Here is a 13149-nt window from a genome sequence, read left to right on the forward strand (position 1 = left end):
CCTCTGCCATAGAGCGGTGCATTGCAGGACTGGAACGCGAAATGCTTGTTCTGGCCGATAAGCCGGAGAATATCGGTCAAGCAAAGCGCAGCTTCAAGCGACCGTTCGAACCCATTGGGGTTCGCAAGCGCAACTGCGCGTCGGCCGAAAGGCCGCCTCATCGGAGACATGAGCGCAGCGAATTGTCGCGAGATCAAAATAATGGCGGACACGGTGGGATTCGAACCCACGATACGGGGTTACCGTATACACACTTTCCAGGCGTGCGCCTTCGACCACTCGGCCACGTGTCCGCGAGAGGGCGCGTCTAGCGGTGAATTGACTCTTTCGCAAGGCCGGTAAATCGCATAGCCTTCGCTCCCATGAGAAATCTTCTACCGTCGCTCGCCGCATTGCCGCTTGTCTGCGCCGTTTCCGCTGTCGCCGTTCAGGATCAGGAGGTGGCGCCTCCACCATCACCGGGCCAGATAGTCGCACAGGCTGCAGCGGAGGAATGGATCGCCATTGCCGCCAGCGACCTGCTGGTGATGGAGCTTGCACCAGACCGCGAAGGCAATGAAAGACGCGTCATCATCCAGCTGATGCCGCCGCCGTTCAGCCAGGGCTGGGTGCGCAATATCCGCAAGCTGGCCGCGGCGAAATGGTGGGATGGCACGAGTGTGAACCGGGTGCAGGACAATTATGTCGTGCAATGGGGCGATGCCGATTATGACAATCCGGAAAGCGAAGGCGAGGCGAAGAGCCTGCCAGAGGATCTGGAGGTGGTGCCGGAGAGTGAATATCTGCAACCCAAGGCGCAGGAGCTATTTGTCATGACCGAGCCTGGCATCCCGGAACCCGATCCGTTTCAGCCGATTGTAGACCCGATCACCCCTATTCCGGCCGATAAAGACGCTTATTCTGAGGCGGCTGGCTTTTGGAAGGGCTGGCCATTGGGTGCTGATGCACGCCGTCTTGGATCAACCTGGCCTGTCCATTGCTATGGTATGGTCGGTGTCGGTCGCAATCTCTCGCCCGATACCGGCACCGGTGCCGAGCTCTATACCGTGATCGGGCATGCACCGCGGCACCTGGATCGCAATATCGCACTGGTCGCGCGGATTATCGAGGGGATAGAGCATCTCTCCAGCCTGCCGCGCGGCAAGGGGCAGCTTGGTTTTTACGAGGACCCGGCCAGACGCGTGCCGATCACATCGATACGGCTGGTCAGTGCATTGCCCGAGGCAGACCAGCCGCGCTTCGAATATCTCGATACCGAGGCCGAGACCTTTGCCCGCTATGCGGAAGCGCGGGCCAATCGCCGTGACCCGTTTTTCAATGTACCTGCCGGCGGCGCGGATATTTGCAATATCCCTGTCCCTGTTCGGCGGGTGACTGAAAGCGGAGAATGAGCGGCGAGAGCTTCACAGCATCGGGCGAACTCTGGCTATGGCATCCGGAAACCGGCAAGGGCAGCTGGCATTTCCTGACCATATCGGGCGACACCGCAACGGCGATACGCGATGCCGCCATCATCAACCGGCTCGAGCTCGGCTTACCCAAAAAGCGCGGGTGGGGCGCGGTCAAGGTCGAGGTGACGATTGGCGACAGTGTCTGGCAGACCTCGGTCTTTCCCGCCAGCAAGACCGGTGAATGGCTTCTCCCTGTCAAGGCGGAGGTGCGCAAGGCTGAGGGGCTGGTTGCTGGCGACGAAGTGCGGATTTCGCTCGCCCTGATATAAGCGCGCCCAGTATCAGGCATTGTGATCAAAATTCAGACTAAGATAATTGCGTATAAATTTGCGTTTCTTGCGCTTTCGGATTCGCCAATTCGGGTGAAGCCGATTATAGCGACTCCATCATCCTCCCCGGTTGAAGGACTTTTCCCATGCGCGTTGGCACTCCCAAGGAAATCAAGAATCATGAATATCGCGTCGGCCTGACACCCGAAAGCGTTCGCGAACTGGTCGAACATGGCCATGAAGTTCAGGTCGAGCGCTCCGCCGGCATGGGCATTGGCGCCACCGATGAAGATTATCGTGCCGCTGGCGCACAGCTGGTAGACAGCGCCGAGCAGCTGTTCACCGAATGCGACATGGTGGTCAAGGTCAAGGAGCCACAAGCGGTGGAGCGCGCCATGCTGCGCCAGGGGCAGATTCTCTATACCTATCTCCATCTCGCCCCCGATCCGGAACAGACCGCCGATCTGGTCAGGTCCGGGGCCACCTGCATCGCCTATGAGACGGTGACCGGCAAGGGTGGCCTGCCGCTGCTCAAGCCGATGAGCCAGGTCGCCGGGCGGATGTCGATCCAGGCTGGAGCCACGGCATTGGAAAAGGCGCATGGCGGTCGCGGTGTGCTTCTTGGCGGTGTGCCCGGCGTCTCGCCGGCCAAGGTAACGGTGATTGGCGGTGGTGTGGTTGGTTTCAACGCGGCGCAAATGGCCGCCGGTCTTGGCGCCGATGTCACCATCCTCGATCGTGACCCTGAAGTTCTGGAAAAGCTCGGCAATTATTTTGAAGCCCGTGCCAAGACACGCTTTTCCAATGTTGCCAATCTTGCCGAATGTGTCGCCGAGGCCGATCTGGTCATCGGTGCGGTGCTGATCCCGGGCGCGGCGGCGCCCAAGCTGGTCACGCGCGACATGCTGTCGACGATGAAACCCGGTGCGGTGCTGGCCGATGTGGCTATCGACCAGGGCGGCTGTTTTGAGACATCGCGCCCCACCACCCATGCGGAGCCAACCTATGTCATTGATGACATCGTCCATTATTGCGTCGCCAATATGCCAGGGGCGGTGTCGCGCACCTCGACCTATGCGCTCAACAATGTCACTTTGCCGCACGCTTTGCGTATCGCCGATCTCGGCTGGAAAGATGCAATGCGCCATGATCCTGATCTTGCCCAGGGGCTCAATGTGTGGAACGGTCATGTGACCTATGAAGCGGTGGCTCGCGATCTGGGCTATCCGCACAAGGCGGTTGAAGAAGTGCTCGATTGACCGTTCCGGTCCTGGCTTTCTCTGCCGTAAAGCACAGCGGAGGATAGTCTGATGAGCGACAGCAGCCAGCAACCCGTCAATTCCGGATTTGACCGGTCCAGCGAGCCCGATGATGTGCTCACCGGCATTGACCTTGCGGGAAAGTTGGCGGTCGTCACCGGCGGCTATTCGGGTATTGGTCTGGAAACGGTGCGGGCACTGGCGGCGCGCGGAGTCAAGGTGCTGATACCGGTGCGCGACCCGGCCAAGGCCGAAGCTGCGCTCGCCAATGTCCAAGGCGATGTCGCCACTGCGGCAATGGATCTTGCCGATCTGGCGTCGGTGCGTGCCCTTGCCGATCAGGTCATTAGCGAGTGGGACAGACTCGACCTGCTGATCAACAATGCCGGGATCATGGCGTGCCCGGAAATGCGTACCGCTGAGGGTTGGGAGATGCAGTTTGCGGTCAACCATATCGGCCATTTTGTGTTGGCAAAGGGTCTGATGCCGCTGCTGCAAAAGGCCGAGACGCCGCGGGTGGTCGCGCTGTCCTCAACCGGGCACAAGCAATCCCCCATTCGCTGGGATGACCCGTTTTTCACCCGACAGCCCTATGACAAATGGCAGGCCTATGGTCAGTCCAAGACCGCCAATGCGCTGTTTGCGCGGGGCTTTAATGCGCGTTTGAGTGAGAGCGGTGGTCGGGTCTTTTCGGTGCATCCCGGCGGTATCGCGACGCCATTGCAGCGGCATCTGCATGACGAGGAAATGGTGGCGCTGGGCTGGAAGGATGAAAGCGGTGACTGGTCGGCCAATGCCAAGGAGATGTTCAAATCAACCACACAGGGTTGCAGCACCACGCTATGGGCGGCGACAAGCCCGATGCTGGCGGAAAAGGGGGGGCAATATTGCGAGGACTGCGATATTGCCGCGCTGAGCGATCCGGACAATCCGGTGCGCTACCGGAATGTCGAGACTTATGCCTGTGACGATGCCGCGGCAGAGCGGCTGTGGACGATGACCGAGCAATTGCTGGCCTGAATTCGGACCTGCTATGCAAAGGGCGCGACTCGCTTATGGCCAGCCGCGCTCTTTTTCCTGTCGGTGAGTCGCTTATTTCGGTGACAGCACCATGAGCATCTGACGCCCTTCGAGGCGTGGATAGGCTTCGACCTTGGCGTCCTCCTTGGTGTCTTCCTGCACCCGCTGCAGCAACTGCATACCGAGCTGCTGGTGCGACATTTCACGGCCGCGGAAACGCAGTGTAACCTTCACCTTGTCGCCATGTTCGATAAACTGGTGCACCTTCTTCATCTTGACCATATAATCATGGTCATCGATATTGGGGCGCATCTTTATCTCTTTGATATCCTGTGTCTTTTGTGATTTGCGCGCGGCATTGGCCTTTTTCTGGGCCTCATATTTGAACTTGCCGACATCGAGGAATTTGGCCACTGGCGGATCTGCATTGGGGGAGACTTCGACGAGATCTAGGCCGACATCGCGGGCCCGTTCGATCGCTTCTTCGGTGCGCATTACGCCCAGATTCTCACCCTGGTCATCAATGACGCGTACGTTGGGCGACTGGATAAAATCGTTGAAGCGCGGGCCGTTCTTGGGCGGTGCGGACGGTCCACGGCGGTTTATTGGCGGGCGTATAGTCAAATCTCCTGTGTTTCAGATACCGGTCGCTAGTTAAAGCCTTTGCGCCGCTAAATAAAGGGGGCTTGGCCAAAAAGCCCCCTTTGCGCGGTGTTTCAGTGCCCCATGGCACTATGGTCAACCGCTACCGGCTCGACTTCGGAAAGACCGCGCTCCTTGAGCCAGTTGCGCATCCACGCAATTTCCTCTTCCTGCGCCTTGATGATATTGCGCGCCAGCTCCTTGGCCTCCTCGTCATCGCCATGTTCGAGCACGATATTGGCCATGTCGACCGCGCCCTGATGGTGCGGGATCATGCCCTGGATAAAAGCGATATCGGCATCGGCGTCGATCACGCCCATGCCCGCATGCATCCGGGCATTGGCTTCGGTATAGGCCTGTTGTGGCGCATTGAGTTCGGTGGTTTCCGCAACATTTGGGTCAGCCGGCTGCTCTTCCGGCATGGTGCTCTTATCCTTGAGGCATCCGCTGAGGCTCAAGGCGAGTATCGCTGTCAATATCAATGCCCTTTTCATTATTGTTCCTCCTCTAACTGTCGTAAATCTGGTGGTGTGGCTTCGGTAACCAGTGCTTCGATGGCCTCATCCAGCGGGATAAATTGCTGCTGCTTCTCACCCAGCCTGCGCCACGCGACACTGCCCTTCTCCGCCTCCTGCTTGCCGACGACCAGCAGGTTGGGCACTTTTTTGAGGCTATGCTCGCGCACCTTATAATTGATCTTCTCATTGCGCAGATCGGCATCGGCCCGCAAGCCAGCGGCCTTGAGCCTGGCCAGCACTTCGTGCGCATAGTCATCGGCATCGGAGACAATGGTCGCGACCACGGCCTGCATCGGCGCGAGCCAGAGCGGCAGCTTGCCAGCATAATGCTCGATCAAAATGCCGATGAACCGTTCGAGCGAACCGAATAGCGCACGGTGCAACATCACCGGGCGATGGCGCTCGCCATCCTCGCCGATATAGCCGATATCGAACGCCTCGGGCAGGTTCATATCGACCTGCAGCGTGCCGCATTGCCAATCGCGGCCGATCGCATCGCGCAGCACGAATTCCAGCTTCGGCCCGTAAAACGCGCCTTCGCCTTCATTGACCGAATATTCCAGACCCATCGCATCGAGCGTGTCGATCAGCGAACCTTCCAGTACATCCCAGACTTCATCGGAGCCCATGCGGTTTTCCGGCCGCGTCGACAGCTTGATCCGCACATCCTCAAAGCCGAACTCGCGATAGATATCGAGCACAAGCTCGACCACAGCGCGGTTCTCATCATTGAGCTGGTCGGGCGTGCAGAAGATATGCGCGTCATCCTGCGTGAAATGGCGGACTCGCATCAGGCCATGCAATGCACCTGAAGGCTCATAGCGGTGCACCTTGCCGAATTCGGCCATGCGCAGCGGCAGGTCGCGATAGCTTTTCAGGCCATGCGCAAACAGCGATACGCCACCGGGGCAGTTCATCGGCTTCAGCGCAAAGACGCGCTCATCCTCGGTCTGCGTCGTGAACATATGCTCATGATAGTTGAACCAGTGGCCCGAGGTTTCCCACAAGCTGCGGTCCATGACATCGGGCGTATTGACCTCGACATAGCCGGCGCGCTCCTGACGACGACGCATATAAGTGAGCAGGTTCTGGAACATCTGCCAGCCATGCGGATGCCAGAAGACCGCGCCCGGGCCGAATTCCTCGAAATGGAACAGGTCCAGCTCGCGGCCCAGCTTGCGATGATCGCGCTTGGCCGCTTCTTCCAGCCGATGCAGATGGGCATTCAACTGCTTTTTGTTGAGCCAGCCCGTGCCGTAAATCCGCGTTAGCTGCGCGTTCTTCTGGTCACCGCGCCAATAGGCCCCGGCGACGCGCATCAGCTTGAACGCCTGCGGGTCGAGCTTGCCCGTAGAAGCAAGATGCGGCCCGCGGCACATATCCAGCCACGCGCCCTCGCTGCCCGGTTCCCCCGACCAATAGACCGTCAGTTCCTCATCCTCGGGCAGTTCCTTGGCCCATTCGGCCTTGAAGGTCTCGCCTTCCTTTTCCCATTTGTCGATCAGCTGCTGACGGCTCCATACCTCGCGCACCAGCGGCTTGTCGGCCTTGATAATTGCGCGCATCTTTTCCTCGATCGCAGGCAGGTCATCCAGACCAAAGGGCTCGCGGGAGGCCGGGGCCATCACGTCATAATAAAAGCCATCCTCGGTCGCGGGACCAAAAGTGATCTGCGTACCGGGCCATAAAGCCTGCACCGCCTCGGCCAGCACATGGGCATAGTCATGCCGCACCAGCTCGAGCGCGTCTTCTTCATCGCGATTGGTGATCAGCGCCAGATCGGTATCACTATCCAGCGGGCGCATGATATCGCGCACCTCGCCACCGACCCGCGCCGCCATTGCCGCCTTGGCAAGGCCGGGGCCGATATCCGCGGCAATCTGTGCCGGCGTGGTGCCCGATGCGACTTCACGTGCGGAGCCGTCGGGCAGGGTGATCTTGATCATCTCTGTCATCGCATCTCATCCATCATTTTGCCGCGCCTTGGCACAATTGCCCATAATGATAAAGGGCGCGGTTGAAGCCGACGTCGGGAAGTTTTGACGATTTTCCGATAAAGCCGACGCCCGCCTCATCAGAACCGGAGGCGGGTGTGTCTTGATAAAGGCTAGTTAGCGCCAGCCACAGACCATCCGCCTCCCCCAAAACGCTCTTGGCGCGTCGGGGTGGTGATAGTGGTGGTCGTGGTCAACAGACAAGCCATAACGTCTGTTTAATGGCTGAGCCTTTCAAAGTCACTAAGGAAATGTGAGATGTCCGGCACGACCGGCAGAGCGTTGCGACTAGCTCGACGTCGGCAGCACAGGCGTTGTCGCATCGGTGGCAATGCCGGTAAAACTATTCTCAACCTCTGATGTCACCTCAACAAGCTGCGGTTTTTCCCAGCGCTTGCGTTGCTCTGGTGCCTTGCCTGTTTGTCCCTGTTGCATGATTGTCCCCTCGGCTGATGCGCTTGCAACCCATGGCGAACCTAGTCGGTTATCAAAATGTTGCAAGTGAATTCAAATGCATAGCAGCGCCCTTTCCTTTATGGAAAGCTTACTTGACATAAGCGAATCATTGTGTCAAACACCCTTTCCATAAAGAACAGGAGGTTTTCCATGACGATGCCGCACTATATGAAGAATTACAGCCGCCGAATCCTGATGTTTATCGGGGCCTATATGGTGATCCTGTTTGCCGGTCTCAGCTATGCAAAGCAGGGCGATCCGCCACAGCTGGCGCTGGTTGCGCTGGCTATCGCGACCGCGCTGCCGATTTGCGGCGTCTTCTGGACAATCTTCCGCCTGCTGATCGAATGCGATGATGAATATCAGCGGCTGCTGATCGCCAAGCAGGTGCTGATGGCGACCGCCTTTACGCTGGTGATTGCCACCGTCTGGCAGTTTCTCAAAGTCTATGATGTGCTGGAGGCCGGACCGCAATGGATAGGCGTGATCTGGCTGGCGATGTTCGGTCTGGCGGCGCCCTTTGCCCGGTGGCGGGCATGAAGAACCGGCTGAAAGTGCTGCGCGCCGAGCGCGACTGGTCACAGGCGGATCTGGGCACCCATCTCGGCATATCGCGGCAAAGCGTCAACGCGATCGAGAAAGGCCGCTATGATCCGTCACTGCCACTGGCGTTCAAAATTGCCGATCTGTTCGGCATGCGGATCGAGGAGATTTTTACGCCTGACCGCAGTAATGTCGGCTGAGCGCTAGTGTGTGACTAGCTCGTAAGGGTGAATGTGAGGTCGACGAAAGGGCCATTGCTGGAACTGATGTCATCAGGGGTTTTTGACAGTTCGACCAGTTCGGGCCGGACCCATGATTGTCTGGTATTGGCTGATTCCTGAGAATTCTGTGTATCGGTCATCGGGTCATCCCTTGCCATTATTCGAGAAGATTCTAGCAAATCTGACCCGCAACGCCAGAACCATGATGGTTTGAAAGGCGCTAAATGTGATTCATGATGCCAGTGCATTCGGCTATGCCATGCAGCGCGCGCCGGGCGATGAGTGATCAGCTGCTGGTACCACGGCCAAAATCCGACAATGTGCCAGTCGCTTAACTGGTGCTCGTCCCAAGGTCTCCGCCAAGACCGCCTGCTGCCTTTATGTCATCAGCCATTGCTGCCAGTTCGACCAGTTCCGGGCGCACCCATGGCTGCCTGATTTCGGTAGTGTCTTCATAAACAGGTGTGTCGGTCATGATGTGGCTCCCTTGTTACTATCAAGAAAACTATCAAGCTCGGCATGCAAAGCAAGCTCTATCATGGTTCGGTAAACAATGGCTGGATGCCATTGGCGTTATCAGGAAGTCGAAGAAAACCCATCATCAATAGCGCCGGTGAGATTTTCTATGTCGGGTGCGCCCCTATCCAGTTCCGTAAGCTGTGGGCGGGTCCAGGGTTGTTTTGCAATATGACTGGCTTCCATTTACTTCTGGTCTTGAATGAATCTGCTCCTGAAATATTGGGCCCATAACTATCGCCGGAATGACAGATTAAATTAAACACAATGCACTAAACAGGGCGCATCAGGCCGTCCAGGTGACTGTCATTCGCTGCCAGTCACTTTTAGGGCAGGTACTCGCAGCGCGGAATCTGAAGAACGCAAACCTGTCTAATAACAAGTGTGCGCAGCGTGGCTGATAACAGGCGCTACATTAGCTGGTAGTGGTATTGAAGGGGCCGTCGGTACCCGCACCGGGACCAAATTGAACATCTTCTGTCGTGTGGGTAAGTTCCACGAGTATAGGGCGCACCCATGGCTGCTTGGTGATGGCTGGGTTCTCAGAAATCGGTGTATCATTCATTGCGTGCGTCCCTTTTTAGTATTCGGGAACAGGCTAGCAAATCCAACCCGCAAGGCAAGGTCCATAATGGTCGTGGAAGACCGTGTTTTGATGTCTCGAGCGTAACGAGGTGGACTGTGACCGCCGCCTTCGGGGTCAAACAGTCTGCATTTAAGACTTTTCTTGCATCATGCACTGAATCCTGTCAGCGTTTGTGCATGGACGAGGATATTGATCAATCAGAGAAACGCGCCTGCCTGGTTATCGGGGCAGGGGATGATACCGGCAGTGCGATTGCCCGCGCCTTCGCGGCCAAAGGTTATATCGCCTGCGTATCGCGGCGGCCGCGGCATAGTGACGCACTCGATGCGCTGGTGCGCGACATAGAGGCCACAGGCGGCGAGGCTGTGGCCTGTCCGGTGGATGCCCGCGATGAGGACGAAATGGTTGCGCTGTTCGAGCGAATCGAGCGCGATATCGCACCGCTGGGCGTGGTGGTGTTCAATATCGGCGCCAATGTGCAGTTCAAAATCCGCGAGACCACCGGCCGTGTTTATCGCAAGGTGTGGGAGATGGCAGCCTTTGCCGGCTTTCTGACGGGCCGTGAGGCGGCAAAGCACATGGTGCCGCGCGGCGATGGGACGATTTTGTTTACCGGCGCGACCGCGTCATTGCGTGGCGGGCCGGTCTATTCCGCCTTTGCCGGAGCGAAATTCGCGCTGCGGGCGCTGGCGCAGAGCATGGCGCGCGAACTGGGGCCGGAGGGCGTGCATGTCGCGCATGTCGTGGTCGACGGCATGATCGATTCCAATTTCATCCGTCAGAATGTGTCCGGGGTCGATGATCTGCGTGCCGATGACCGTATCCTGTCACCCGATGCCATCGCCGCCAATTATGTCATGCTGCACGAACAGCCGCGCAGCGCCTGGACGCATGAACTCGATCTTAGACCATGGAAGGAAGAGTGGTGATGCCGAAAACGGTTGAATTCATCTTCGATTTTGCCAGCCCCAATGGCTATCTGGTGCATTGTGCCCTGCCCGCGATCAGTGAGCGGACGGGGATTGGTTTCAATTACAGCCTGGCACTGCTCGGCGGTATTTTCAAGCTGACCGGCAATCAGGCGCCGATGGTGGCCTTTGCCGACATCCCCAAGAAGCTCGCCTATGAGCAGCTTGAGATACAGCGCTTCATCAAGCAGCACCACGTGGACAAATTTCAGTTCAACCCGCACTTCCCGGTGAATACGGTGCGGCTGATGCGCGGCGCCCTGGTGGCGGAGAAGCAAGGCCGACTGATGGACTATATCGAGGCCGGGCTGTACCATATGTGGGAAGCGCCCAAGGCCATGGGCGATGCCGATGTCTATGCCGCGGCAATGACGGAATCGGGCTTTGACGGCGCGGCGCTGTCGGTGGCCTATGATGATCCCGAAATCAAGCAGGCACTGCTGCAGCGCACCCAGAATGCGGTCGATCGCGGCGTATTCGGCATCCCCACCTTCTTTGTCGGCGACGAGATGTTCTTTGGCAAGGAGCGGCTGCACCAGGTCGAGCAGGCGGCGCTCGCCGACACCCAGGGGTAGTTGGCGCACGCCGACAGGTTCGAACCGCAATCAGCCATAGAGCAGCTTTGCCGCGCCACGGGTCATGGCGGCAAAATCATGACCGGCCCCGGGCACGGTCTGCACTTGCCATTGCAGAGGGATGCCGAGCTCTGCTGCCTTTCGCTGCGCCGTGCGATGGAAATAGCGCCCACGCTGCAAGCGGCCCGGACCCTGACGGTCGGTGGCCGGGGTGCGCAAAAAGGTACCACCGGCGCCTTCATTGTCATCCTTCTCGCCGAGCAGCAGCACCAGTGATCGACCCAGCGATGCTTTGAGATCCGCTTCGGTGAGTCCGGTGTCGGCCAATCCGGTCGGCAGCGGCTCGGCCAGGTCCGGCAGGGTATAGAAACCGGCATTGGCGGCGATGATCCGTCCGGCCCTTGCCTGAGGATGGAAAAGCACCAGCCGATGCAGAATTTGGCCACCGGCGGAATGGCCGAAAATATCATAACCCTGTTGCCGCGAGCCGGTAGCGGTGACAATATGGTCGAACACCCGGTCGAAATCCCCGAACAGCCAGCTCGCCCGGTCCGGGTTGACCGAGAAGCGGATATCCTCATCGCGCATCCGGATCACGCGGCCGCCGCCATCCGGGCGCTCGATCACCATATTGTCGAACCGCAGGTCGCGGATAACGCCGCCCATATGATAGGCGGAAAAATCATAATCAGCCTCGGGATATCCCAGCGCCGCGACCAGAGTGCCGGTGGACCAAGCGGTTTCGAGCCAGGCGTTGCGATATTCGTCGCTGTCCCGTCCGGCTCCGGGAACGACCAGCAGGATCGGCGATGTCGCGGTGAAATTGTCCGGCTTGTAATAATCGATGCGGATGCGCGCCATATCCTTGCCTGCCAGGGTGAAATACCCGGCACGCGCGGCCAGCCGGTCCGGGGCATGGCCGAGATCGGTTTCCTGCCCCGGTTGCAATATCATGCCGCAATCGGGGCATTTGCCTGGCGCGAGGAACATATGGTTGTCCATGCTGCACCCGCATGGTGGACATCGGAACCTCTCGTCTGTGGCGTTGGCGATTGCCGCCAGCGCCGGCGGCTGCACAAGCATTCCGGCAGCACCGGCCATCGCCGATGCCAGCACTGTCCTGCGGTCGGTACAGACCATTTTCCCTCTCCTATTGCTGAAAGCGCTTGCGATATTCGCCAGGCGAAATGCCGAAGCAATTTTCAAAAGCGCGACGGAAACCGTCCGTGCTGATGAACCCGACCGCATGACTGGCCTGCGCTATCGTCATGCCCTGGTCGAGCAGCGCGCGCGCACTGTCGAGCCGCAGCCGCTTGATATAGGCTGCGGGTGGAGTCCCGAATGCGTCGCGGAAGCGGCGCGACAGCTGGCGGCTGCTCATTCCGGCGCGACCGGCCAGCGCCTCGACTCCGAGGTCTTTGTCGAGATTGCCCGCCGCCCAGGCACACAGATTCTCCAGTCCCCTGGGGGCCGCGGCCTGCATCTGCAGCGGCAGGGAGAACTGCTCCTGACCGCCGGTGCGACGCAGGAATACAACCATCTGCCGCGCCACCTGCATCGCCGCATCGCTGCCGAGGTCGCGCTGGATCAGGTCAAGTGCCAGATCGACCCCGGCGGTGACACCGCCAGAAGAATGGAAGCGGCCATCGCGTAGATACAGCGCATCGGCTGCGACATTCACCCCGGGATAGCGACGCTGCAGATCGGCAGCATGGGCCCAATGGGTAGTGATGCACCGTCCATTGGCCAGCCCCGATTCAGCAAGGGCATAGGCGCCGGTGCATATTGATGCGATATAGCGGAAATGCGCTGCTTGTTGCTGCAGCCAGCCAGCGATCAGCGGCAAGGCGGGGCCGATGCGAATCCCCTCGCCGCCCGGTATCACCAGAATATCAGCGCCGCCGGAGCGATCAGTGGGCGATTGTCCCGGCACTTCATGGTCGGCGCATAGCCTGAGACCGGACTCGCTGCGAACCACCCTGTCGCCCAGCGACCAGGTCTCGACGATATAAGCCTGCTTGCCATCGGCAGCGACAGCGGTGGCAAAGGCTTCGGCGGGACCTGCGACATCGAGTGCATTAACCCTGTCGAACAACAAAAAGGCGACGGTGCGAACCATATGCTTGACTTA

General features: G+C 58.9%; 16 protein-coding genes and 1 tRNA gene. 8 read left to right on the forward strand and 9 right to left on the reverse strand.

Annotated features, from left to right (window positions below; translation table 11 throughout):
• Positions 1 to 202: 202 nt before the first annotated feature.
• Positions 203 to 293, reverse strand: a tRNA-Ser gene (locus AAFX04_14225).
• A gap of 69 nt (positions 294 to 362) precedes the next feature.
• Here AAFX04_14225 and AAFX04_14230 point away from each other — a divergent pair.
• The 4 genes from AAFX04_14230 to AAFX04_14245 all read left to right on the forward strand — a co-directional run bounded on the left by AAFX04_14230 (position 363) and on the right by AAFX04_14245 (position 3999).
• Positions 363 to 1391 (forward strand): peptidylprolyl isomerase, encoded by a 1029-nt coding sequence (locus AAFX04_14230; GenBank protein ID MEO1046592.1) that lies wholly within the window; start codon positions 363 to 365, stop codon positions 1389 to 1391.
• Positions 1388 to 1720: a DUF1905 domain-containing protein gene (locus AAFX04_14235; GenBank protein MEO1046593.1), complete on the forward strand. Its 333-nt coding sequence runs from the start codon at positions 1388 to 1390 to the stop codon at positions 1718 to 1720. Before AAFX04_14230 ends, AAFX04_14235 begins: the two co-directional genes overlap by 4 nt.
• A gap of 146 nt (positions 1721 to 1866) precedes the next feature.
• Positions 1867 to 2979, forward strand: coding sequence for an alanine dehydrogenase (gene ald / locus AAFX04_14240; protein ID MEO1046594.1), 1113 nt, complete (start codon positions 1867 to 1869; stop codon positions 2977 to 2979).
• A 51-nt stretch (positions 2980 to 3030) separates the two neighbouring features.
• Positions 3031 to 3999 (forward strand): oxidoreductase, encoded by a 969-nt coding sequence (locus tag AAFX04_14245; GenBank protein ID MEO1046595.1) that lies wholly within the window; start codon positions 3031 to 3033, stop codon positions 3997 to 3999.
• A 72-nt stretch (positions 4000 to 4071) separates the two neighbouring features.
• On the opposite strand, the gene infC is transcribed toward AAFX04_14245, so the two are convergent.
• The 4 genes from infC to AAFX04_14265 form a co-directional block, all read right to left on the reverse strand.
• Complete coding sequence (gene infC / locus AAFX04_14250; GenBank protein ID MEO1046596.1) at positions 4072 to 4605, reverse strand: translation initiation factor IF-3; 534 nt, start codon at positions 4603 to 4605, stop codon at positions 4072 to 4074.
• 110 nt (positions 4606 to 4715) lie between these two features.
• Positions 4716 to 5135: a DUF305 domain-containing protein gene (locus AAFX04_14255; protein MEO1046597.1), complete on the reverse strand. Its 420-nt coding sequence runs from the start codon at positions 5133 to 5135 to the stop codon at positions 4716 to 4718.
• Positions 5135 to 7114: a threonine--tRNA ligase gene (gene thrS, locus AAFX04_14260; GenBank protein ID MEO1046598.1), complete on the reverse strand. Its 1980-nt coding sequence runs from the start codon at positions 7112 to 7114 to the stop codon at positions 5135 to 5137. Before thrS ends, AAFX04_14255 begins: the two co-directional genes overlap by 1 nt.
• A 327-nt stretch (positions 7115 to 7441) precedes the next feature.
• A complete protein-coding gene (locus tag AAFX04_14265) occupies positions 7442 to 7588 on the reverse strand; it encodes a hypothetical protein (protein MEO1046599.1) in 147 nt (48 codons plus the stop codon).
• 171 nt (positions 7589 to 7759) lie between these two features.
• Between AAFX04_14265 and AAFX04_14270 the strand changes: the two genes are divergently transcribed.
• Positions 7760 to 8149, forward strand: coding sequence for a hypothetical protein (locus AAFX04_14270; protein ID MEO1046600.1), 390 nt, complete (start codon positions 7760 to 7762; stop codon positions 8147 to 8149).
• On the forward strand, positions 8146 to 8352 hold the full coding sequence (locus AAFX04_14275) for a helix-turn-helix transcriptional regulator (GenBank protein ID MEO1046601.1): 207 nt from the start codon (positions 8146 to 8148) through the stop codon (positions 8350 to 8352). Before AAFX04_14270 ends, AAFX04_14275 begins: the two co-directional genes overlap by 4 nt.
• A 14-nt stretch (positions 8353 to 8366) precedes the next feature.
• Here the strand turns inward: AAFX04_14275 and AAFX04_14280 are convergent, their stop codons facing one another.
• Both AAFX04_14280 and AAFX04_14285 read right to left on the reverse strand, forming a co-directional pair.
• Positions 8367 to 8513, reverse strand: coding sequence for a hypothetical protein (locus tag AAFX04_14280; protein ID MEO1046602.1), 147 nt, complete (start codon positions 8511 to 8513; stop codon positions 8367 to 8369).
• A 191-nt stretch (positions 8514 to 8704) separates the two neighbouring features.
• Complete coding sequence (locus tag AAFX04_14285) at positions 8705 to 8848, reverse strand: hypothetical protein (protein ID MEO1046603.1); 144 nt, start codon at positions 8846 to 8848, stop codon at positions 8705 to 8707.
• Positions 8849 to 9651: 803 nt separating this feature from the next.
• On the opposite strand from AAFX04_14285, the gene AAFX04_14290 reads away from it, so the two are divergent.
• Positions 9652 to 10404 carry an SDR family oxidoreductase gene (locus AAFX04_14290; protein MEO1046604.1) on the forward strand — a complete coding sequence of 251 codons (753 nt, stop codon included), beginning with the start codon at positions 9652 to 9654 and terminating at the stop codon, positions 10402 to 10404.
• A complete protein-coding gene (locus AAFX04_14295) occupies positions 10404 to 11018 on the forward strand; it encodes a 2-hydroxychromene-2-carboxylate isomerase (protein MEO1046605.1) in 615 nt (204 codons plus the stop codon). Before AAFX04_14290 ends, AAFX04_14295 begins: the two co-directional genes overlap by 1 nt.
• A 30-nt stretch (positions 11019 to 11048) precedes the next feature.
• Here AAFX04_14295 and AAFX04_14300 read toward each other — a convergent pair whose 3' ends face one another.
• Together AAFX04_14300 and AAFX04_14305 are read right to left on the reverse strand one after the other, a co-directional pair.
• On the reverse strand, positions 11049 to 12158 hold the full coding sequence (locus AAFX04_14300) for a hypothetical protein (protein ID MEO1046606.1): 1110 nt from the start codon (positions 12156 to 12158) through the stop codon (positions 11049 to 11051).
• A gap of 10 nt (positions 12159 to 12168) precedes the next feature.
• A complete protein-coding gene (locus AAFX04_14305) occupies positions 12169 to 13137 on the reverse strand; it encodes a helix-turn-helix domain-containing protein (protein MEO1046607.1) in 969 nt (322 codons plus the stop codon).
• Positions 13138 to 13149 lie beyond the last annotated feature (12 nt).

The sequence above is a fragment of the Pseudomonadota bacterium genome, assembly GCA_039818985.1.
GTDB lineage: Bacteria > Pseudomonadota > Alphaproteobacteria > Sphingomonadales > Sphingomonadaceae > Alterisphingorhabdus.